At 43.6% G+C, this 17,820-nt stretch carries 23 protein-coding genes; 14 read left to right on the top strand and 9 right to left on the bottom strand.

All coding sequences use genetic code 11. The features are described from left to right. Positions 1 to 299: 299 nt before the first annotated feature. From ACFYKX_RS10165 to ACFYKX_RS10180, 4 genes are all read left to right on the top strand, one after another. A complete protein-coding gene (locus ACFYKX_RS10165; RefSeq protein ID WP_389360698.1) occupies positions 300 to 1,427 on the top strand; it encodes an Alp7A family actin-like protein in 1,128 nt (375 codons plus the stop codon). A gap of 126 nt (positions 1,428 to 1,553) precedes the next feature. Next, a complete protein-coding gene (locus ACFYKX_RS10170) occupies positions 1,554 to 1,835 on the top strand; it encodes a hypothetical protein (RefSeq protein WP_389360700.1) in 282 nt (93 codons plus the stop codon). Between the two features lie 158 nt (positions 1,836 to 1,993). Further along, positions 1,994 to 2,458 carry a hypothetical protein gene (locus tag ACFYKX_RS10175; RefSeq protein WP_389360702.1) on the top strand — a complete coding sequence of 155 codons (465 nt, stop codon included), beginning with the start codon at positions 1,994 to 1,996 and terminating at the stop codon, positions 2,456 to 2,458. Between the two features lie 74 nt (positions 2,459 to 2,532). After that, positions 2,533 to 3,639 carry a hypothetical protein gene (locus ACFYKX_RS10180; protein ID WP_389360704.1) on the top strand — a complete coding sequence of 369 codons (1,107 nt, stop codon included), beginning with the start codon at positions 2,533 to 2,535 and terminating at the stop codon, positions 3,637 to 3,639. Positions 3,640 to 3,645: 6 nt separating this feature from the next. Here ACFYKX_RS10180 and ACFYKX_RS10185 read toward each other — a convergent pair whose 3' ends face one another. From ACFYKX_RS10185 to ACFYKX_RS10215, 7 genes are all read right to left on the bottom strand, one after another. Beyond that, on the bottom strand, positions 3,646 to 4,434 hold the full coding sequence (locus ACFYKX_RS10185; protein WP_389360706.1) for a putative bifunctional diguanylate cyclase/phosphodiesterase: 789 nt from the start codon (positions 4,432 to 4,434) through the stop codon (positions 3,646 to 3,648). Positions 4,435 to 4,544: 110 nt separating this feature from the next. Beyond that, positions 4,545 to 4,964, bottom strand: a complete 420-nt coding sequence (locus tag ACFYKX_RS10190; RefSeq protein WP_389360708.1) for a single-stranded DNA-binding protein — start codon at positions 4,962 to 4,964, stop codon at positions 4,545 to 4,547. Between the two features lie 44 nt (positions 4,965 to 5,008). After that, complete coding sequence (locus tag ACFYKX_RS10195; RefSeq protein WP_389360710.1) at positions 5,009 to 5,284, bottom strand: HU family DNA-binding protein; 276 nt, start codon at positions 5,282 to 5,284, stop codon at positions 5,009 to 5,011. Between the two features lie 160 nt (positions 5,285 to 5,444). Then, complete coding sequence (locus ACFYKX_RS10200) at positions 5,445 to 5,702, bottom strand: hypothetical protein (RefSeq protein WP_389360712.1); 258 nt, start codon at positions 5,700 to 5,702, stop codon at positions 5,445 to 5,447. Positions 5,703 to 5,937: 235 nt separating this feature from the next. Beyond that, positions 5,938 to 6,099, bottom strand: coding sequence for a hypothetical protein (locus ACFYKX_RS10205; protein ID WP_389360714.1), 162 nt, complete (start codon positions 6,097 to 6,099; stop codon positions 5,938 to 5,940). After that, positions 6,099 to 6,698 carry a CHC2 zinc finger domain-containing protein gene (locus ACFYKX_RS10210; RefSeq protein ID WP_389360716.1) on the bottom strand — a complete coding sequence of 200 codons (600 nt, stop codon included), beginning with the start codon at positions 6,696 to 6,698 and terminating at the stop codon, positions 6,099 to 6,101. Before ACFYKX_RS10210 ends, ACFYKX_RS10205 begins: the two co-directional genes overlap by 1 nt. Positions 6,699 to 7,438: 740 nt before the next feature. Beyond that, on the bottom strand, positions 7,439 to 7,603 hold the full coding sequence (locus ACFYKX_RS10215; protein WP_389360718.1) for a hypothetical protein: 165 nt from the start codon (positions 7,601 to 7,603) through the stop codon (positions 7,439 to 7,441). Between the two features lie 234 nt (positions 7,604 to 7,837). On the opposite strand from ACFYKX_RS10215, the gene ACFYKX_RS10220 reads away from it, so the two are divergent. From ACFYKX_RS10220 to ACFYKX_RS10250, 7 genes are all read left to right on the top strand, one after another. Then, positions 7,838 to 8,209 (top strand): hypothetical protein, encoded by a 372-nt coding sequence (locus tag ACFYKX_RS10220; protein WP_389360720.1) that lies wholly within the window; start codon positions 7,838 to 7,840, stop codon positions 8,207 to 8,209. 272 nt (positions 8,210 to 8,481) lie between these two features. Next, a complete protein-coding gene (locus ACFYKX_RS10225; protein ID WP_389360722.1) occupies positions 8,482 to 9,291 on the top strand; it encodes a hypothetical protein in 810 nt (269 codons plus the stop codon). Positions 9,292 to 9,420: 129 nt separating this feature from the next. Next, the gene (locus ACFYKX_RS10230; RefSeq protein WP_389360724.1) at positions 9,421 to 9,843 is read left to right on the top strand and encodes a DUF4258 domain-containing protein; all 423 of its coding nucleotides are present in this window, start codon (positions 9,421 to 9,423) and stop codon (positions 9,841 to 9,843) included. 212 nt (positions 9,844 to 10,055) lie between these two features. Continuing rightward, positions 10,056 to 10,499, top strand: a complete 444-nt coding sequence (locus ACFYKX_RS10235; protein ID WP_389360726.1) for a hypothetical protein — start codon at positions 10,056 to 10,058, stop codon at positions 10,497 to 10,499. Between the two features lie 231 nt (positions 10,500 to 10,730). Next, on the top strand, positions 10,731 to 10,958 hold the full coding sequence (locus tag ACFYKX_RS10240) for a hypothetical protein (protein WP_389360728.1): 228 nt from the start codon (positions 10,731 to 10,733) through the stop codon (positions 10,956 to 10,958). 186 nt (positions 10,959 to 11,144) lie between these two features. Continuing rightward, positions 11,145 to 11,546: a hypothetical protein gene (locus ACFYKX_RS10245; RefSeq protein WP_389360730.1), complete on the top strand. Its 402-nt coding sequence runs from the start codon at positions 11,145 to 11,147 to the stop codon at positions 11,544 to 11,546. Positions 11,547 to 11,669: 123 nt separating this feature from the next. Then, a complete protein-coding gene (locus tag ACFYKX_RS10250; protein WP_389360732.1) occupies positions 11,670 to 12,059 on the top strand; it encodes a hypothetical protein in 390 nt (129 codons plus the stop codon). Positions 12,060 to 12,090: 31 nt separating this feature from the next. On the opposite strand, the gene ACFYKX_RS10255 is transcribed toward ACFYKX_RS10250, so the two are convergent. Together ACFYKX_RS10255 and ACFYKX_RS10260 are read right to left on the bottom strand one after the other, a co-directional pair. Further along, positions 12,091 to 12,357, bottom strand: coding sequence for a hypothetical protein (locus tag ACFYKX_RS10255; RefSeq protein WP_389360734.1), 267 nt, complete (start codon positions 12,355 to 12,357; stop codon positions 12,091 to 12,093). Positions 12,358 to 12,367: 10 nt separating this feature from the next. Beyond that, complete coding sequence (locus tag ACFYKX_RS10260; protein ID WP_389360736.1) at positions 12,368 to 12,898, bottom strand: hypothetical protein; 531 nt, start codon at positions 12,896 to 12,898, stop codon at positions 12,368 to 12,370. 358 nt (positions 12,899 to 13,256) lie between these two features. On the opposite strand from ACFYKX_RS10260, the gene ACFYKX_RS10265 reads away from it, so the two are divergent. The 3 genes from ACFYKX_RS10265 (at position 13,257) to dnaE (ending at position 17,796) form a co-directional block, all read left to right on the top strand. Continuing rightward, entirely contained in the window at positions 13,257 to 14,474 is a 1,218-nt protein-coding gene (locus tag ACFYKX_RS10265) for a PHP domain-containing protein (RefSeq protein ID WP_389360738.1), read from the top strand. A gap of 52 nt (positions 14,475 to 14,526) precedes the next feature. Continuing rightward, positions 14,527 to 15,339 (top strand): LAGLIDADG family homing endonuclease, encoded by an 813-nt coding sequence (locus ACFYKX_RS10270; RefSeq protein WP_389360740.1) that lies wholly within the window; start codon positions 14,527 to 14,529, stop codon positions 15,337 to 15,339. 300 nt (positions 15,340 to 15,639) lie between these two features. After that, positions 15,640 to 17,796: a DNA polymerase III subunit alpha gene (dnaE, locus tag ACFYKX_RS10275; protein ID WP_389360742.1), complete on the top strand. Its 2,157-nt coding sequence runs from the start codon at positions 15,640 to 15,642 to the stop codon at positions 17,794 to 17,796. Positions 17,797 to 17,820: the final 24 nt, after the last annotated feature.

Raw genomic sequence — 17,820 nt, forward strand, 5'->3', positions numbered from 1 at the left:
TGTCCCTTGATGGGAGCCCGTAGCGAGGGATTGTCCCTTGTTTTCTCCCCTTTTCTTCCCCTTTTGGTCCGTTTTTCTCTTGATTTTGTAGGTTAGGTCTAAGAGGAACAGACGATTTTGACTTCATGTTACATTCCTTTATTCAGTTATAATCCTTGTATTCCTCCTATAATTCTTGTAAAATGAGGGTAGAGGTTCTTTTTTTATCGCTCTTCGTCTACGAAACGTATACGTGTTCCGCTAAAACGTACACCTCATGTAGACGTAGGGTACTTTTTTCATTCATAAGGAGGATGAACATGTCTCATCAAAACATTCGATTGTTTTCGGCTGACATTGGAAACGACGCCATGAAAGGGTATGCAGGAGAACATCACTACTACATCCCGAATGTCGTGGCAGAAATCGGGGATACCCGTGACTACGTGGAGCTGGAGCGAAACTTGCTTGATGGTCTTCATGTCGAGATTGAATCTCGTGCTTTGTCTAAAGGATCAACGACGTGTGCCGTTGGAAACTTAGCCATGCAGTATCAAAACAACCACGAATTAACCCAAGATAGCGACAAATCTTCTCACGACCAACCTCTCGTGCTTTTACTCACCACTTTAGCGGTCGATGCGTTAAAACATTTCCCCAATCAAAACGGAGAAGTGAAAGCCAAATACTACCTATCAACCGGTCTTCCTCTCCAAGAAGCGACTCAAAAAGGAAAGAAAAAGGCCTTTAAAGAGAAAATCGCAGGATTTACCCATGTGGTGACGTTTAAAGATACACCAGAAGCAAGCGGAGTTCGAGTCATCCTCTCATTTGAAGATGTGTTGGTCAATACAGAAGGTCATGCTGCCGTCTTTGAACTCACACTCGATGACCACGGAAAGGTCAAAAACGAGAATTTAACGGGTGTGACCCTGTTGATTGATGACATTGGAGGGCTTTCTACGGATGCCGCCATCATTCATGCCAATGGCTCGGTTGATAACGTGAACTCAGAAGGCATGCGAGAAGGCGTTTCCCCATCACTCGATGAGATCATGAAGCGAGTGGAAAAAGAATATCGCTACATGTTCAAGAGCCGCCGAGAAGTGGTGGAGGTCTTAACGAATCCGCTTGCGTCTGAAAAGGGCTACATCTACGTAAAGGGCAAGAAAACGAGCATTCAGCACATTGCCGATGAAATCTTGATGCGTTTAGCGAAGCGAGAGTATCACTTGCTGCAACAAATCTGGGCAAAAGAAGGTCGCATTCGCTTTGCGTTCTTGATTGGCGGAGGAAGTGCGATTTTACGCCCGTACTTAGAGCAGTTGAACCGTGAGGGAGACGACTTCCCGCTTCGCTTTGTCGAGGCTGAAGATAGCATCTGGATGGTATCAAAAGCCTACTTCAAGATTCTTCGTCTCTACTTGAATCAGAAAAAACGAGGATAGAGAGGGATTCCCATGAAAAAGGACTTGCAATCGGGAGGACTCGTTTCATTCCGTCTTCCCGTCTCTCTCTCCCCCACAATTCTTTCGTGGCTGAATGACAAACATCATGAAGGGTTGCTTTCGGTCGTGTTAGTCAAAGGGCTACAAGCCTTACACAGGGAAGAATGTGAACAAACCGTGATCACCATCCCTCTTCCACGAACGCTCACGAAAGAAGAGGAAATGTGGTTTGCGGATCCAATGACTCAACAGATGCTCGGCTCCTATTTGCTGGGATTGACTGGATTCCAAAGCCCTCCATCTGGGGAACTCACCCTTCCTGTTGAAGAAGAGTCAGAAGGATTTGATCAAGCGTCTGATTACCACCAAAACTTGCTAACGGGCATGCTCTCGTTTGATGATGAGTAATACACTTCTTAGGAGGATTCGGTCCTCCTTCTTTTATGTTTAAGAATATCGGAATGGTTATAGAATAAACCGTGTGTTATACTAAAAGTATGACCACCCGATATACGATGTATTTCCGTTTTTCGTCTTCGAAATTCGGAATGGAAGGAGGAATTCATATGGATTGGTTTTCGTTTTTACATGATGATGAAAAAACCACTCTCATTACCCGGCTTCAAAGTTTCTTGAAGTGGGTGGCGAATGAAAATCCGGATTACCAAGAAGCCTTAACGAGTGAAGAGCTCGCCACGTGCTACTTGCAGGATTTCAAACATCCACCTGAAATCGAACTTCTGTTAAACGGAGCAAAAGGCTTTCAAGTCATAAGTCATCTTCACGAGTATGTGAACACGTACTTTGACCAAGCCGCTCGCTGCGAATTAACGGAAGCCCCGGTCTTAAAGACAAATCCCAAAACGCCAACAGTCTACATCCCTTCATCTGGAGGCATTACCGAGCCACAATTTAAGTATCTTCAACGACTATTAAAAACACACAAGCAAGAATGCCCGAACATCCTTCAACTATCCAAAAAAGAAGCCAGTCAGATGATTGACGAGCTGCTAAAGAAAAAACCATCATAATTCTGACATTTTCGTACGAAAATGCAGATGTCTGAAATCTTCTTCAAAGAATTCAGATTTAAGGAGGCGTTCGCTTGAAATTCTCAAAAATGCACGTGTTGAAACCACTCGAACTCATTACCGGGCAAAAAGAAGACCCATGTGTGTCGTTGTACCCTTTAGATGATGCTCAGATTCGGATGGTTGTGACGGCACCTCATCTTACCTTACGATTGATTGTACCGGTTTTGGAACCTCTCTCTTCTCCTCTTCATCTCTCGCTGAGTAGTCTCAAAAAAGCGTTAGGGAAAACCAAGGCGAAAGACCCTGTTCTCTTTAAGGGAGTGTCTCTTTCCCAAGAAGCCTTTGAGATGGAAGTCGAGAAAAAAGAGCCGTATCCGGTACTCTCAGGAACGCTCACCCAAGAGGAAATCAACGGAAAAAAATGGGGCTCCTTGCTAAAACCTCTTCCGATGTTCGGTAAGAAAGACCTCATGATGCCGTGGGTGAATCAGATCATGGTCAAGACTTCTTCTGAAGGGGTCACCTTGTCTGCGTGTAACGGGGTTCATCTCGTACAACATGCCCTCTACCAACCTAGTCGTGAGAGTTCGTTCTTTCTGGAGAAACCCGTCTTAGATGTGTTTCAAAAAGGACTTTCCCTCTTTACAGAAGGATGGAGACTGGAAGTGGAGCATGGGCTTGGATTCATGAAGAGCCCTGAAGAGAGTTTAGTGGTGTCAGGTGTTCCTGCTGCCTTCCCGAACTTTTCCGTTCCCGATCCGCTCGAACTCTTTGCCCTGCACGTGAATCCCATTCCAAATGGAAAGAGTGCGATTCCGTGGGAAAAGAAGTTCTTGGATCATTTACGGGAGATTCGAGATGGTGCGGAATGTGAGTATCAGGATCTTGCCCTTCGCTTTGAGGTGAAGCCTGGAGACCCGAATCTGGTGAAGCCCGTCGTCATCCTGTCAGATGGAAAGGAAGTAGATTCCGTGGAAACGACTTCTCCTTTTGTCATGGGGGTCGCTCCTTCGATCCTTCTTCCTGCCTATGAAGTAGGAAAAGCCATGGGCTTGATGGAAACCATCGACCAGTGGCATATGACCGACCGTGGACTTCTTCTCGCCTCGATTCAGATGGATGGCATTCTGATGGAAACGAAAATCTTTCTACATGGAAAACACGAAAAAAACGCCTAGAATCTTCTAGGCGTTTTGCTGTTTCAAGAAGGTTGCAAAACTGGTTTGGTTCATTGGTTTTCCGAGATAGTATCCTTGGGCTTGATGACATCCTTGCGTTTTGAGAAAGATGAGCTGGTCTTCTTCTTCTACCCCTTCCGCTACCATCGTTAAGTTTAGCCGTTTGGCCATTTGCACCACGGATTCGGCAAGCGTGGTGGCTTTTGTCTCATCTAGGTTTTGAAGAAACGATTTATCGAGTTTGAGGGTGTGAAAGGGCAGTACTTTTAAGGCGAACAGAGATGCATGTCCCGTGCCAAAATCATCTAACGCCACTTGCACCCCTAAGTCATCCAAGGCTTGAATGGTTCGATAGGCTTCATGAATCGAGGTGAGTTTCGAGTGTTCCGTCATCTCAATTTCAAGCCACTGTCCGTCTAACTCACTTTCCTCTAAGGCGGATTTCACGAGATCCGACCAATTCGGGTGTTCAAATCGTTCCGTGTAGGCATTGACCCCAATCTTAATCGGAGGGAGTCCTGCTTGTTGCCATTGTTTGTTCTGCTTACAGGCTTCTTTTAACACCCATGCGTCTAACCCTTCATCCAGGTGTAGGTATTCAAGAAGCGGGAGAAAGGCTTGAGGAGATAGCGTGCCAAAAAGTGGGTGATTCCAGCGAATGAGGGTTTCTGCTCCTGTCACATGGAGGGTGCTAACGTCAAACTGCGGTTGAAAGTAGAGCTCAAACTCTCTCCGTTTTAACGCATGAGGCAAATCATTCAGAAGTCGAATCTCAAAAAGTGGGGGTTTCTTCAAGAGGAACTTCCTCCTTTCTAGGGTTCTTTTTTGATTCATAAAAGATTCGCATAAAAAAAGAACCTCCTAAAAAGGAGGTGTGCCATCTGAATTCCTATGGAATTTCAGAATTAGGCTTGCTGTAGAGCGGGTTTTGGTCCATATTGAATCCGATTGGCGACGATGTCCGTTACATAGACTCTCTTGCCTTCACTGTTTTCGTAGCTACGAGGTTTTACTTTCGCATCCACCACAACGAAGCGGCCTTTCAGCAAATGGTTTCCAGCGTTTTCTGCTTCTTTGCGCCAAGCAATGACATCAATGAAGTCTGTTTTGTACTCGCCTGTGTCTCCGTCTTTTTCATCGGAGTCCACAGCTAAACGGATGATGCATTTCGCATGGCCATTCGGCGTATACGTTAACTCTGGGTCTTTCGCTAGGTAACCGGCTAATACTAATTGATTCATATGGATGATCCCTTCCTTTTCCTGAAAAAATAGTGAATACTCTTGTATTTTATCACGATATTCTTTATTTATCAATATATTCATGTATTAACACAAAAGAAATCCCTCTCCTAAGAGAGGGGAAAGGATTATACTTTAACACTATCTTTCAAATTCTTGCCAGGTTTGAAGGCTGGAATTTTGCTTGCAGCGATGTCAATTTCTTCACCCGTTTGTGGGTTACGGCCTTTACGAGCCGCACGTTCACGTACTTCAAACGCTCCAAATCCTAATAAAGATACATTGTCCCCTGATTTTAGTGCATTTAAAATCGTATCAAATGTCGCGTCTACTGCTTTACCAGCATCTTTCTTTGATAATTCACTTGCTTCCGCCACCGCGTTGATTAGGTCTGTTTTATTCATTATGTATTCCTCCCGCTTTCTTGTCTATCCGATAAAATCACGGAACAAATGTTCCAACTCCTTTGTATCACAGAGGTAGAGGGTTTGGCAAGGATTTCCTGTACAAATGGGGCATAAGGGGGGAGACAAATAGAAGTCTCCTATCCTAAATCATCGCGAATTAAGCCGCAACGTTTTTTTGGATATTGTGAATCGCACGATCCACAGCCTCACCAATAGAGTATCGGACCGAAGTGCGGATACCAAGATCATACACCAATGCGTAAAACATCATACGACCGCTCTCCGTTTCAATACTCATGATGTCAAAAGTAACCCCTTCAAACGTACCTTCCATAACCTTTTTAGCAGTTTCTCTTTTGAATTCCATTACAAACATCTCCTTAAAAGTGGTTTTAGCGATGGGTGAGATCGCCATAAGACTCATCTCCGAAATCTTGGTAGAGACTTCGTGGAAGAGTCATCTGAATTCCTACAAAGAAATTCAAAAAGGAGATGTGTATGAAATGTAGAGGAGCCAAAAGGCGGAAGCCGTTTCTGGGGATCCAAAAAGGTTGCATAAAAGAGAGGAGGAACAGCCATAACGTTCCTCTTTACCCGGAAGTCGTGCGAAGAGGTTTCTGAATTACTTCGAATTCAGATTGATTCTTCATTCATTCTGAATGAAGATTGTCCATAGAAGAAAGAGCACCCTGTCGATACTCCTCCTTCCAGGCTTGAAGTTGTCTCCACGCTTCTTCATCACATCTCTCTTCGATTTGAACAGATGAAAAATCCGTCACATCAAGCGGTCGAACTCCTACCATAGCACCCATTACGACGCCACCCCCACTTTTTGAAAGTACACTTCCCGTTCTTTCACATAGCCTTCTAGCCACAACGAGTAGAACCGATCGTACGATTTCTTTGAAGATTCTCGAATCGGTCCTTCAGGGCTAGTCGCCATGAGGTTTTGCCAGACCATGATACGTTCCCGAAGTTTTCCTTTTAAAAGGAAAAAGTACGATTCCGGATCCTCATCAAACAAGGTCATCATGTCATTCGGGCGTAACCCTAAGTCACGAAAATCTTGTCGTTTGAGACGAGGATAGGTGCTCTTTAGAATTGGTTTGGATTCTAACCCAAACTCTTCTTCTAACGCACGTACGGCTTCTGGAAAGGTTAGTTCGTTTCTCTTGGCATAGAGGTCGATGGCACTTCCATAGACCCCACACCCGAAACATTTGAACGTTCCCTTATGTGGCCAGACGTAGAACGAAGGTGATTTTTCGGAGTGAAATGGACAGCACCCTTTGTAGGCACGACCCGATTTCCGAAGAAGGGTAAGACTTGTCGCAAGGTCAAGGATGTTCATTCGCTCTTTTAGGAGAGCGATGTTGGAAGGTGAAGATGTTCCTGATTGTGTTAGGCACATTGCAAAGCCCCCTTTTGCCAATGTAAGAATCTGTTGGTGAGACAGATTCATAAAGACGAAAAAGCAAAAGGAGATAGGTAAAATTTGAGCAAGTTGCCTCTGAAATCTCTCCTGAGAATTCAGACTGTGCGGTTCCACGGAATGCGACCCCAACCTTCTGTCGCATACTTCGAATCCTGTAACTCGTCCAGTGGTGCCGAAATTCTAAAAAGAAATTCACAACCTCCGTGGACAATCAGGTATAACCATTATTCTTATATCATAACCTTATCATATGTTAATTCCGATATTCAACTATAAAACAGAGAAAGAGCCCATCTCTAAGATGAAAGGCTCTTTGTTTATTCTTAAGATCCTTTGAACTTATAAAATCAGAAAAAAGCCCCTCGGATTCCGAAGGGTCTATCATTCTATGATTCTTTAGCAATGTCTTCATAAAGGGGGAGGCTTGAATTTTTTGTGGAGGAGGTTTTGAGTTTTTGAAGTTCTGTGCTTTGACGGAGGTTCAAATACTCAGGTTCCACTAGCCTTTACCATATATGTCGCATGTGAACGTCGCGTTTGCATGATCGAAAAAGACTTAACAAAAAGAAAGTCTATACGAGTTTCGTCATGAGATTTTGATCGTATATGAAGAGAGCACCTGTAAAAACGTCTCGATAAAACATAGGGAAAAAAGATGAATGGCACGCAATTCCGGCTTCAACAAGACAGCACCACCTGTTTCTTGCGAGGTTCCCTCAGTAACCAACTGTCCACCAGCATTGCAAAGCCACATTTGTGATTCGGTTCTCCACCTTCAACAAGAGGTCGTTTCCGACTTCCTGCCTCCTTCGGAGAGTAACCAACTGTCCGGCAGGTCCGAATGTGAAACAAGAAGGAATTGGCCAAATTCCATTTGCCATTGGAAGCCCCGTTTGGCGACGGTGAATCCAGTGGACTGATACTCTGATTGTACAAAAGGTTTCCCTTTTTGTCAATGAATATCGGTATATTTTAAGAATATCTTGTATTTTAGGAAGAGAACCCTTTACAATAGAAACAAGACATTACGTATTCTGATTTTCTTTAGAAATTCAGATCTATTCTGATTTTCTTAATAGAAATTCAGAACTATTCGATAGAAAGGGGTTTTTTCGATGACTCAGGTTTGGAAAATCACGAAAAAGGCGAGTTTAGTGTTCTGTATTCTTTCATTGCTTCTTACGGTTTGGCTATGGAAAGAGATGAACCCTCTCTTTTGGTATGCCGTTCCCATGTCGTTTTTCTTCTTTGTCGTGGCGATGGGGGTACGTTGGATTGTGACCACGCTTCTTTGGTTTGGCGTATTTTGGATGGTGAAACTCACCATTGGCTCTTCCCTTGCAGCGTTCTTGGTCGCAAGTGTTGTCAGTCGTCTCATCCGCCCACTCTTTAGACAAACGAAGAGAATACAAGAGCAGCAAGATTTTGGAGACATTGCTCTGCTTTCTGCCATTCAGAAACGAAGAGCCTCCACCCGCCCTGAATAAGGGTGGTTTATCTTTTTGAAAAAAGGTGCAAATTACGAACCTATAATCCTTTCATTGAATAACGGAATGTTATATACTAGATTTATAGAAAGATTTATCTGAATTTCTAGTAATAGAATTTCAGAACCTTGGATGGAAGAGATTTTAGACAGTCTGATTTCTGTACCGGAATCAGATAGAAAGGATGCTCCCTTCTGAAACTCCCTTCCACTCGCTCCCTTCCTCAAAAACCCATCATCATTCACAATGATTTAGATGGGTTGCTTTCCTGGTTGTTTCTTCACTCAAAAGGGTATCGGTTAGGCGGTCTTTACGACTTAGAGGCTGTTTATCTTACTCAGAAAAAGTCCCTATCCTCCTTCTTCGGAGTCGATGTAGACTTTTCTCAACCCGATATTCCTTCCCTTGGTCATCACTTTACGGTGTTTCGTCACCCGGATGACTGGAACCTCAATCGGATGTTTGGCATTGACGACTATTTCTCGAAATGCCCACTTCCCACGATTCTTCTTTTACACTGGTTAACCCGAACTCCCTTGCCAACCAACCGTAAAACAAGAGCCTTGCTTCTCTACACGGATGGTTTGCACGTAAACGCCAAAACCTACCAAAAAAATGTACGAGCCTGGATGACGCTCTTAGGTTATGACACTCTCCTAGATGAACTAGAGGGTGGTCTCTACGAAGAAGACCTTCAAGAGCTGGTCACGGTGTTTCGTCGGTACGGATTTCACCCCACGAAGAAGAATCCCTATTCGCAATGCTCCTTTAAAATCCAAGTCTTTCCCTATTTGCTTCCGTTTGTAGAAGAGTTGAGTACACGCTTAGGTGTATCCTCTCCTACCTACATGCCTTACCTAACACCTTCTATCCAAGGACATCGGTACATGTTTCCCTATGAACCTCACATTCTTTCTCTTTTGGAAAAGAAGTTCAAAGAAAACGAGATTCTCTCCCACAGTCGACACAACCTTAAAATCCTTCTCGTTACCTTCTTTTCACCGCTTTCAAAAAGCCGAGACGCCACGCTAGTCAAAGAAGCCATTCCCACGTCTACGGTCACCTATTCATTCTCCGCTTAACGCTTTTTCGGAATCTGAAATCCTCTTCAGATCTCCGTTATCGTGACAATTCTCATGGTCACGTTTTTGAATTCCTATCTGAATTTCTTAAATTCAGACCTATCCCAATATCCCCAAGGAGGCAACCCAATGAGTTTCATTATTAAAAACCACTTGTACAAAGAATCTCAATGGAACGACGAACAATCCCTCATCAAAGCCCACATCCAAACAGGAAAACGAGTGATTTTCACGAAACATTTTCGTGATTCCCTTGAAGACCGAGCTCTTTCAGTAGGCGAAGTGTACAGCATCTTCAAAAACGGAAGTGCAGAAATCATCCAAGGTCATGCACCAGGTACATACGCCATTGGAGGTGGTTCGTTAAACAGCGACGAAGTTCGGGTGTTTTACGGAAAAACCAAGTCTGGCAAGACCATTCATATCGTGTTTGCAATTACCTCAGACGGCAAATACAAGTTTGTCACTGTGTACTACCCTTCTCTTGAATTCTTCGAAAACGACTACAAAACCCTTCGCTCGGCTTTCTGCTTCACGCCGGTCAAATCCTAACATCCCACTCTTCTAAAACAGCCCCCGTGAAAAGGGGCTTTTTATGTGCTTCCCATTCTTTCTCCCTCCTCTCGCCTTTTATTCCGAAATCCATTCTGGAATTCGGATTGGGTCCGATTTCTCTAGTCCGAAATCTGTTGAACAGAATTCGGATACGAGAATTCGGATTATAGCGAGACTTACCAGCTCGCTCATTTTAAGGAGGGATAATCATGATTCAAAAAAATCATTTATACAACGAAGCAAATTGGGGAGTTTTACTGCAAGACGTTTGTGCTGTTGTTCAAGATCCATCGCAAGAGATTGCCTTCACTAAGCATTTCCGCCATGAGAGTTTGAAAAACAGAAAACTTCGTCTTCAAGAAGTTTGGTCGATTTTCAGAAATGGCTCGGCTCAAATCATCCAAGGTCATGCTCGTGGTCACTACGCCATTCGCAAAGGTTGTCTTAATGAAGACGAACTCTATGTGTTTTTCGGCAAGATGACTTCTGATAAGGCTTGGAAACGCAACAAGCCGGTTCATGTGGTATTGGCGAAAACTTCTGATGGGAAATACAAATTTGTTAGTGTGTATTTTCCGTCTCTTACTTACTTTGAGGCTGATTACAAAACTCTTCGCCCTGAGTTTGTAGGAAAATCGTTTGTCATGGAATAACTCGACGTGTAGGAAGAGGCGTTTATTCTGCCTCCCCGTTATTTTTTTACAAAAACCACTTGACAATGTTAGAATATGGGTTTATTTTAAGAATAAAGGTATATTCTCATCCCTATTCGGATATACTAGAGTATCTTCAATTTCGCGCCCCGTGCTTCAGTTATTCTTATCGTTTGCTTCATCCTTTGGAAGAGCGAACCCAAACCTGAATAATAGAAAGGGGTATCATACATGACATGTTCATGCCAAACCAAAAACCGTCAAATCATCAATACCACGGTCACGCGCGAAGGAATTGAAATCTTTTTAATGGGGACTCCAGCAGACATCTGTGAATGCGGAAAGATCACATTTCCATCTGAAGTCGAAGAACTCATCGATACATATGTAAAGATTAAAAAAGAACAATTTCCTGATACGGAACCAGTTCTTACGCTGCACGTTCCGGAATTGCTATAAGGTTATCCCGCTCATCTCCTTTAGATGGGCGTTTTTGTTTTCTAAGGGCTATGGTCGGGTCTTTTTCCATATTACACCAAAATATTTGTCATAATATGGGTTATCGTTACTATTAAAGAATAACGGTATTTATGATATAATGAAGAAGTATTCATTTTTTTCGCACGATCATGGAGGTGTTTTTTTGTGAGTGAGCAACAATCTACTATACGTTCTGTCTATTTGAAAACCATGCAAAATCTTAACGTAAAGCACACACGAGTCCGATGCACGTTCATTTTTCTGAACGAACTTGGTAGACAGTATGATTGGAACCCAAGTGACCAAGAAGTGGTTGATTTCCCTTACACCACCCTGCCCAACCTTGAATTCACCCAAAGGCAAGCCCTGCGTCTTCAAGACGCACTGTACCCGGTTGTAGCCCTAGAAAAAAAGATGGCTAGATGGGTAGTTGGGTTTCAGGAACTTCTTCCAACTCTATCTCTTCCAGAGCAACACCTTCTTCAAAGACGGTTGACTGTCATCTTCTGGTTCGACTATCCTTCCATCTCGCTCCACTTTGACCGCCCACTTTCACATGTATCCTAATTTGGCGGGCTTTTTCCCTGTAAAAATCAACTTGAATATGGTTGTTTATGTGCGCTAATCTGTTCGTAGATTTAGCAGTAGTTTAGTTCGACGCTTCTGAATAGAAGAAATGGAGGAATGTGTATGAATGGTATGTTTTTTCCGGGGGATCCACGTCAAAAGATTGCGTGTCAATCCGTGTGTAGAGAACGAAGAAATGCTTCGATGAAGAAAGATGATGCGAATCGAATTCGGATGGCATTAGAGCGAATGGGTTTTACTCGTTCAACTCCATTTCCTCATTTTCACACACATGTTTCTTGCCATATGGTTCCCGGTTGCCCAAATATGAACGCTCTCCAGCAAGAATTGAATCAAGCAGAGCAACTTCTCTCCTGCTATATTGGCGGAGCCATTGCTTTGTTAAAGCAAATGGAGGAAAAGGAACGACGCCCAAAAAAGCATCAGGTATTGCAATTGGTACGTGGCCACTACCCAGACGTTTACCGGTTCATCGAACGTCACATTCCATAAGAAACATCCACCCCTGTTTGGGGTGGACATGTTATTCTAGCAAATCCGGAAGCAATTGCTTGGCCAACTTTTTCACGTTATCATCAAACGCTTGATTGACAAAGACATCGAGGACACGAGCGGCAAGCAATTCGGGGGTTACCTTGAAGTCATCCTCCACATGTTCGTTTAAGTCATCGCAAATGAGCTGCAGTTTGTAGTGGCTGCTTCGTGACATTTTGACGAGGATGGTCTTGTGCTTTCTCCGGTACTCCATAAAATCAGCAACATCTTCAAATAGTTCTTTTATGACACTCATCGGTTCTTCCTCATTTCACAATGTTCCATGGGTTGGATTTATCGGTAGAAAACGACTTCACCTTTGCTTTTAATAAAGGCGGTACTCTCATCTCGGTGGCATTGAAACCTGGAGCCACTCGCTCAATGATGTCGTCTTCATACAAGGCATATTTCAGCAACGCATGGGTCGCATGAGCGAGAAACGAGGTGCCTAACGCAAGTTGAAAGTCTTCTATTTTCATAACCGTCGGTTGCGTAAATTTCATTTTATAGCGATCCCTTTCTCCCTTCACCACCAAATACGACTCAATCTCTTTTCGGTTTGGTTTTGGAAATAACGTGAGATTCCCATATTGATATGGGCGTTTATAGTAATCTTGAAAATGTTCCAAACAAGAGGCATGTCCAAGTGCCGTTTCTACTAAAGAAACGCCTACCTCCCCTTCTGGTGATTGTAGGTATCTGGCGATTCGGTGGATCCACATACGGTGGACACTCGCAAGATAGGGGCGGATTTCCTTCTTCTTATCGCTACGTATTTTTCGGGTTCGTTCCTGCATGTACCCTCTCCCCTTTCGGTTAAAAGTCAGGGACCCTGTGACCGAGTCCCTAACGTAATGTATGAAAAAGGGAGGTTTAAAAGAACCAAAAAGTGGACACAATGGGGAAAAACGTGATAACGGAAAGGTTGAGGGTGTCTCTCATGGGAAAACGAACGAACCTAACGAAAAAAGAAATGGACAAGTTGATTAAAGGGACGAAAGAAACGGCTAAGAAGTTAGGAATCTCCTCTAAGAAGAAAACATCCTAGTCTTATCCTACAGACAAGAAGAATCACCCAAGTTCAAAAGAAAATGGACTTGGTTTTTTATTGTCCATTCTTATGAATATCGGAATAGTTATGGTATAATAGAATTATTGACGCATGTTCAGTCTCGACGACAATCATTCTTTTTATTCCGAATAAAGGAGGAACTAACGATGGAATTAGTTCATTTGCGTTTACGTACGTGCTTTAGTCTTCAAGATTCAACGGTGAAGGTAAAAGAAGTGGTCAAAAAAGCCAAATCGTTTGGCATGACACACCTTGCGATTACGGATCATCACAACATGTATGGAGCCTTTCAGTTTGAGATGGCGTGTAATGATGAAGGCATCACCCCGATTTTTGGTGCCGAACTCTTGGTCGACGGCTATCCGCTGCTTCTTTTAGCCGAAACTCAAATTGGCTATCAAAATCTGGTGAAACTCGTGACTTACGCGAACTCCAATGGCAAAGTCAAAGAGGTGCCTCAACTAAAGAAAGAGAACCTTTCTGGATTCACCCAAGGGCTCATTGCTCTATCTGGTGGTCTTCCGGGTGAAGTGTCTCAAGCCTTGGTGAGTGGCAACATGGCTCAAGCAGAGAGTGTAGCAAACGAGTATCAATCCTTGTTTGGAACAGACTCCTTTTTTCTTGAAATTTGGAGAACCGGGATGCCAAACGAAGAAGAGATGAATCAATCGCTCTTAACCCTATCAGATACTCTTGGTTGTGAACTCGTAGCGACTCATGATATTCACTACTTGGAGAAGAACCATGCCTATGCTCGTGCGATTTTCACCCAACTTTCGGACGGGGAAACTCCTTTCTATGATGCCCACACGCATTTTAACGAGGAATTCTATTTCCTTAGTCCTGACGAAATGGAACAACGTTTCCTTGGGCTTGAATTTGCTTTGGAGCAAACGAATGTCATTGCATCCCGCTGCACGGGCGTTTCTATTCCTCGTGAACGTGCGCTTCCAGACTACAAAGTGCCTCAAGGTGAAACGGTCGAGTCTTACTTTGAAAAGGTGGCTAGAGAAGGATTCCATAAGCGATTTCCCGTTGCCCCAAGTCAAGAGTACGTGGAGCGCCTGGAATTTGAAATCAAGACGATTAAACAAATGGGCTTCCCTGCTTACTTCTTAATCGTTTGGGACTTCATGAAGTATGCCATTAGTAACGGCATTTTAGTGGGTCCTGGTCGTGGTTCGGCTGCTGGAAGTTTAGTGGCGTACTGCATGTGGATTACCGACCGCCTAGACCCGATTCATCATGACCTTCTCTTTGAGCGTTTCTTAAATCCGGAACGTATCAGCATGCCTGATTAAAAGAGTCATAGCGAAAACCAAATGACGATTGCCTCCACAAGGAGGTATACAAATGAAAACCATGTGTAACAAAGTGAATCACCAAGAAATCATTCGACTATACGAAAATGGAGAGTCACTCATATCCATAGCCAACCGATATGAAGGATTACGTCACTATCATGTAGATTACATTCTCCGAAAACACAACATTCCAAAGAGAAGCAACAAAGTAAACTCTAGGAAGTATAGTCTAAACCACCATTTTTTTGATGTAGTAGATTCAGAGGAGAAGGCGTATTGGCTTGGTTTCATTGCTGCTGATGGGTACATCACAACAAAAGAAAACATCATCGGGATTTCTCTTCATCACTCAGATGAAAGTCATCTTGAAAAATTCAAGAAAGCCATTAATGCCACATATCCAGTCCATCAGTATAGAGGTTCCGGATATGGTGGGGAAGTAGAATACGTTCGGATTGCAGTAAGAAGTGATCAAGTTTGGAAGATGCTAAAGGAACATGGAATTTTAGAGAATAAATCTCTCATCCTTACGTTCCCTGAAAGCATACCACCCAACTTCTATCTTCCCTTCATCCGAGGGTATTTTGACGGAGATGGTTCCCTCTCCTACTACAAGAAGAAAGATGCCTACACTGTGAAGATTGCCGGTACTAAAGAAATGTTGGAAGCCATAACTACCATACTTGGCTATCCGAACAGAAAATTGTACAAGCGATATAAAAACAGTACCAAAAACACATACAGTGTTGAAATTGGTGGTAGAAGACAAGTCGTTGATGTGATGAACAAATTGTATCATGGAGCAACCGTCTATTTGGAAAGAAAGCATAATCGCTATTTACAACTCTTACAGTCGTCTTAAACAGGAATGTTTAAGAGTATTACCCCGTTAATTGCTGGAAACCCCTTAGAGCCTCCTTGAGCCAAAGCAGAAGCGGAAACGCTAGATGCGGTGCTTGAAAATCAAGAGGATTGGGCAATCAGCAGCGAAGCCTCTAAAGGAAATTTCCCATGAGGAACGTTCAACGACTATCCGTGGCAGGAGTAGGGTAACCATTGTTACTCGAAAAGCGGGGCATCCAGACCGGATGAAGATATAGTCTAGTCCCACTTCCTAGAGAAGTGTTAAAGTATGCTGAAAAGCAGGGTGTAATCGGTCGATTTGGATTTTGAGCCTGAACGTCGCCATGAAGTCATCCAGTATGTGCAGGAGAAATATGGCCATGACCATGTCGCTCAAATCATTACCTTTGGTACATTAGGGGCGAAATCGGTGTTCCGTGATGTCGGTCGTACCCTTGGACTTTCCTTCTCTGAAACCGACTACCTTTCAAAAGAAATTCCGAAAGATGCGGATAAGTGGTACAAGGTTCTTGATCTACCAGCCATCGCAGAAAAAGCACAAGAAGATGATCGCGTGAAACAACTCTTAGAGATTGGCGAGATTCTCTTTGAACTCCCTCGTCATACCTCTGTTCACGCAGCTGGTGTCGTGATTGGTCGTCAGCCTCTTCAAACCTATGTACCGCTAAAAGAAGAAGATGGGGTCATGATTACGATGTGGGACATGGGGGAATTAGAGACGGCTGGACTATTGAAAATGGATTTCTTAGGTCTCAAAACCCTATCGGTTGAGAAAAAGACCTTTGAGAACATCGAGAAAACCACTGGTATCAAGATGAGTCATGCCGACATCCCTACATTTGACCAAAAAACCTTTGAACTTCTCTCGGAAGCCAAAAGTGGTTCCGTATTCCAAGTGGAATCGGGTGGGATGAAGCGTTACTTAAAAGAAATGAAGCCAAGTTGTTTTGAGGACATTGTGGCTCTTCTCGCCTTGTATCGCCCAGGACCCATGGAAAACATTCCAACCTACATCGAAAACAAACGAAATGGCGATTTCGAGGTCCTTCATCCCCTCATGAAGCCGATTTTACAAAGCACAAATGGCGTGTTAGTGTACCAAGAACAGATTCAAAGACTTGCTCAAGTTCTTTGTGGCTACTCTCTTGGAGAAGCCGATGTGCTTCGTCGTGCAGTAGGAAAAAAGAAGAAGGAAATCATTGCGAAAGAGCGGGATAAGTTTGTGCCACGAGCGGTTGCCAATGGCATCGACCAAAAAGTAGCCGATGATGTGTATGACCTCATTGTTAAGTTTGCAAACTACGGCTTTAATAAATCTCACGCCGCCGCTTACGGGGTCATTACATGGGATACGGCTTACCTGAAAGCCAACTTCTTAGAAGAATTCATGGCAGCGAACTTAACCGTCGCCATTGGAGAAGCAGAAAAGATGAGCATGATTCTTTCTGATTGCAAACGCCTCGGAGTGACGATTCTTCCACCAAGTTTGAAATCGTCAAAAGCCGATTTTTCGGTGGAGTTTTTGCCTACGGGTGAAAAAGCGATTCGATACGGCTTAAACGGGATTCGAAATGTCGGAAAATCTCTCGCGGAAGCGATTGAAGAGGCTCCAGATTTTGCGACTCTGGAAGAATACCTTCTTCACATTCCGACTCACACGTACAACTCGAAACAATGGCAACACCTCATTTGGGCGGGTGCTTGTGACGAGTTAGGCTCCAGAGGAACGCTCCTTGCCTCTTTAGATGGTCTTCTGCTTTTAGCCAAAGAGCGGGAAGAACTAAAGAAAAGAGGACAACTGTCTTTCTTTGATTTAGGAATCATCCCCCCGATGGAGTTGCCTTTTGCGGCAGATCCATCCAAAATGACCATCCTGAAAGAAGAAAAGAGAGTCTTGGAAGTCGCTCTATCGGGTCACCCGTTAGAAGCCTGCCGAGACTTAGTGGAACCTCACGTGCAGTTTAGTATCTCTGAACTCGATGAGAGTGTGAAAGGGCAGTTCCAAACACTTGCGGGTGTTTTTGGAGACATCAAAAAGATTGTGACCAAAAAAGGAAATCCGATGGCGTTCGCTTCCCTTGAAGATGAAACGTCTGATGTGGAAGCCGTCATTTTCCCAAAGGTGTATGAGGAAGCAAAAGCGAACATCAAACCGTTTGTTCCGATTTTGGTAAGAGGAAAAGTGGAATGGGATGAGAAAGAGGAACGTGCCAAATTGTTGGTCGACTCCATTCGTCCGGTGTTAGAAGGTCGCCAAGTGTTGTACATCCAAGTACAAAACAAAAACCACCAGAAAACATTGACGCACACGCTTTCCAGTCAAAACGGCATTACGGAAGTCATGTTTGTGAATCCTGCCACTCGCTCCATTGAAAAAGCCGATGTGTCTGTTCGTATGAACAAAAACACGTTGAATCTATTACAACAAGAAACGTACGAATTCATTTCTCACTAAGAGAAAACGAGCAAGGGAGAGGTT

Origin of the sequence: Cytobacillus spartinae (assembly GCF_042865285.1) — a bacterium.
GTDB classification, from domain to species: Bacteria; Bacillota; Bacilli; order Bacillales; family Cytobacillaceae; genus Robertmurraya_A; species Robertmurraya_A spartinae.

What these genes read in the sequence shown, in the direction of transcription:
- ACFYKX_RS10175 (WP_389360702.1), top strand. Translation starts at nt 1,994, where the DNA reads ATGGATTGGTTTTCGTTTTTACATGATGATGAAAAAACCACTCTCATT.
- ACFYKX_RS10215 (WP_389360718.1), bottom strand. Translation starts at nt 7,603, where the DNA reads ATGGCAAATGGAATTTGGCCAATTCCTTCTTGTTTCACATTCGGACCT.
- ACFYKX_RS10260 (WP_389360736.1), bottom strand. Translation starts at nt 12,898, where the DNA reads ATGCAGGAACGAACCCGAAAAATACGTAGCGATAAGAAGAAGGAAATC.
- ACFYKX_RS10195 (WP_389360710.1), bottom strand. Translation starts at nt 5,284, where the DNA reads ATGAATAAAACAGACCTAATCAACGCGGTGGCGGAAGCAAGTGAATTA.
- ACFYKX_RS10240 (WP_389360728.1), top strand. Translation starts at nt 10,731, where the DNA reads ATGACATGTTCATGCCAAACCAAAAACCGTCAAATCATCAATACCACG.
- ACFYKX_RS10250 (WP_389360732.1), top strand. Translation starts at nt 11,670, where the DNA reads ATGAATGGTATGTTTTTTCCGGGGGATCCACGTCAAAAGATTGCGTGT.
- ACFYKX_RS10190 (WP_389360708.1), bottom strand. Translation starts at nt 4,964, where the DNA reads ATGAATATATTGATAAATAAAGAATATCGTGATAAAATACAAGAGTAT.
- ACFYKX_RS10220 (WP_389360720.1), top strand. Translation starts at nt 7,838, where the DNA reads ATGACTCAGGTTTGGAAAATCACGAAAAAGGCGAGTTTAGTGTTCTGT.
- ACFYKX_RS10165 (WP_389360698.1), top strand. Translation starts at nt 300, where the DNA reads ATGTCTCATCAAAACATTCGATTGTTTTCGGCTGACATTGGAAACGAC.
- ACFYKX_RS10270 (WP_389360740.1), top strand. Translation starts at nt 14,527, where the DNA reads ATGAAAACCATGTGTAACAAAGTGAATCACCAAGAAATCATTCGACTA.
- ACFYKX_RS10235 (WP_389360726.1), top strand. Translation starts at nt 10,056, where the DNA reads ATGATTCAAAAAAATCATTTATACAACGAAGCAAATTGGGGAGTTTTA.
- ACFYKX_RS10205 (WP_389360714.1), bottom strand. Translation starts at nt 6,099, where the DNA reads ATGGGTGCTATGGTAGGAGTTCGACCGCTTGATGTGACGGATTTTTCA.
- ACFYKX_RS10200 (WP_389360712.1), bottom strand. Translation starts at nt 5,702, where the DNA reads ATGGCGATCTCACCCATCGCTAAAACCACTTTTAAGGAGATGTTTGTA.
- ACFYKX_RS10210 (WP_389360716.1), bottom strand. Translation starts at nt 6,698, where the DNA reads ATGTGCCTAACACAATCAGGAACATCTTCACCTTCCAACATCGCTCTC.
- ACFYKX_RS10230 (WP_389360724.1), top strand. Translation starts at nt 9,421, where the DNA reads ATGAGTTTCATTATTAAAAACCACTTGTACAAAGAATCTCAATGGAAC.
- ACFYKX_RS10255 (WP_389360734.1), bottom strand. Translation starts at nt 12,357, where the DNA reads ATGAGTGTCATAAAAGAACTATTTGAAGATGTTGCTGATTTTATGGAG.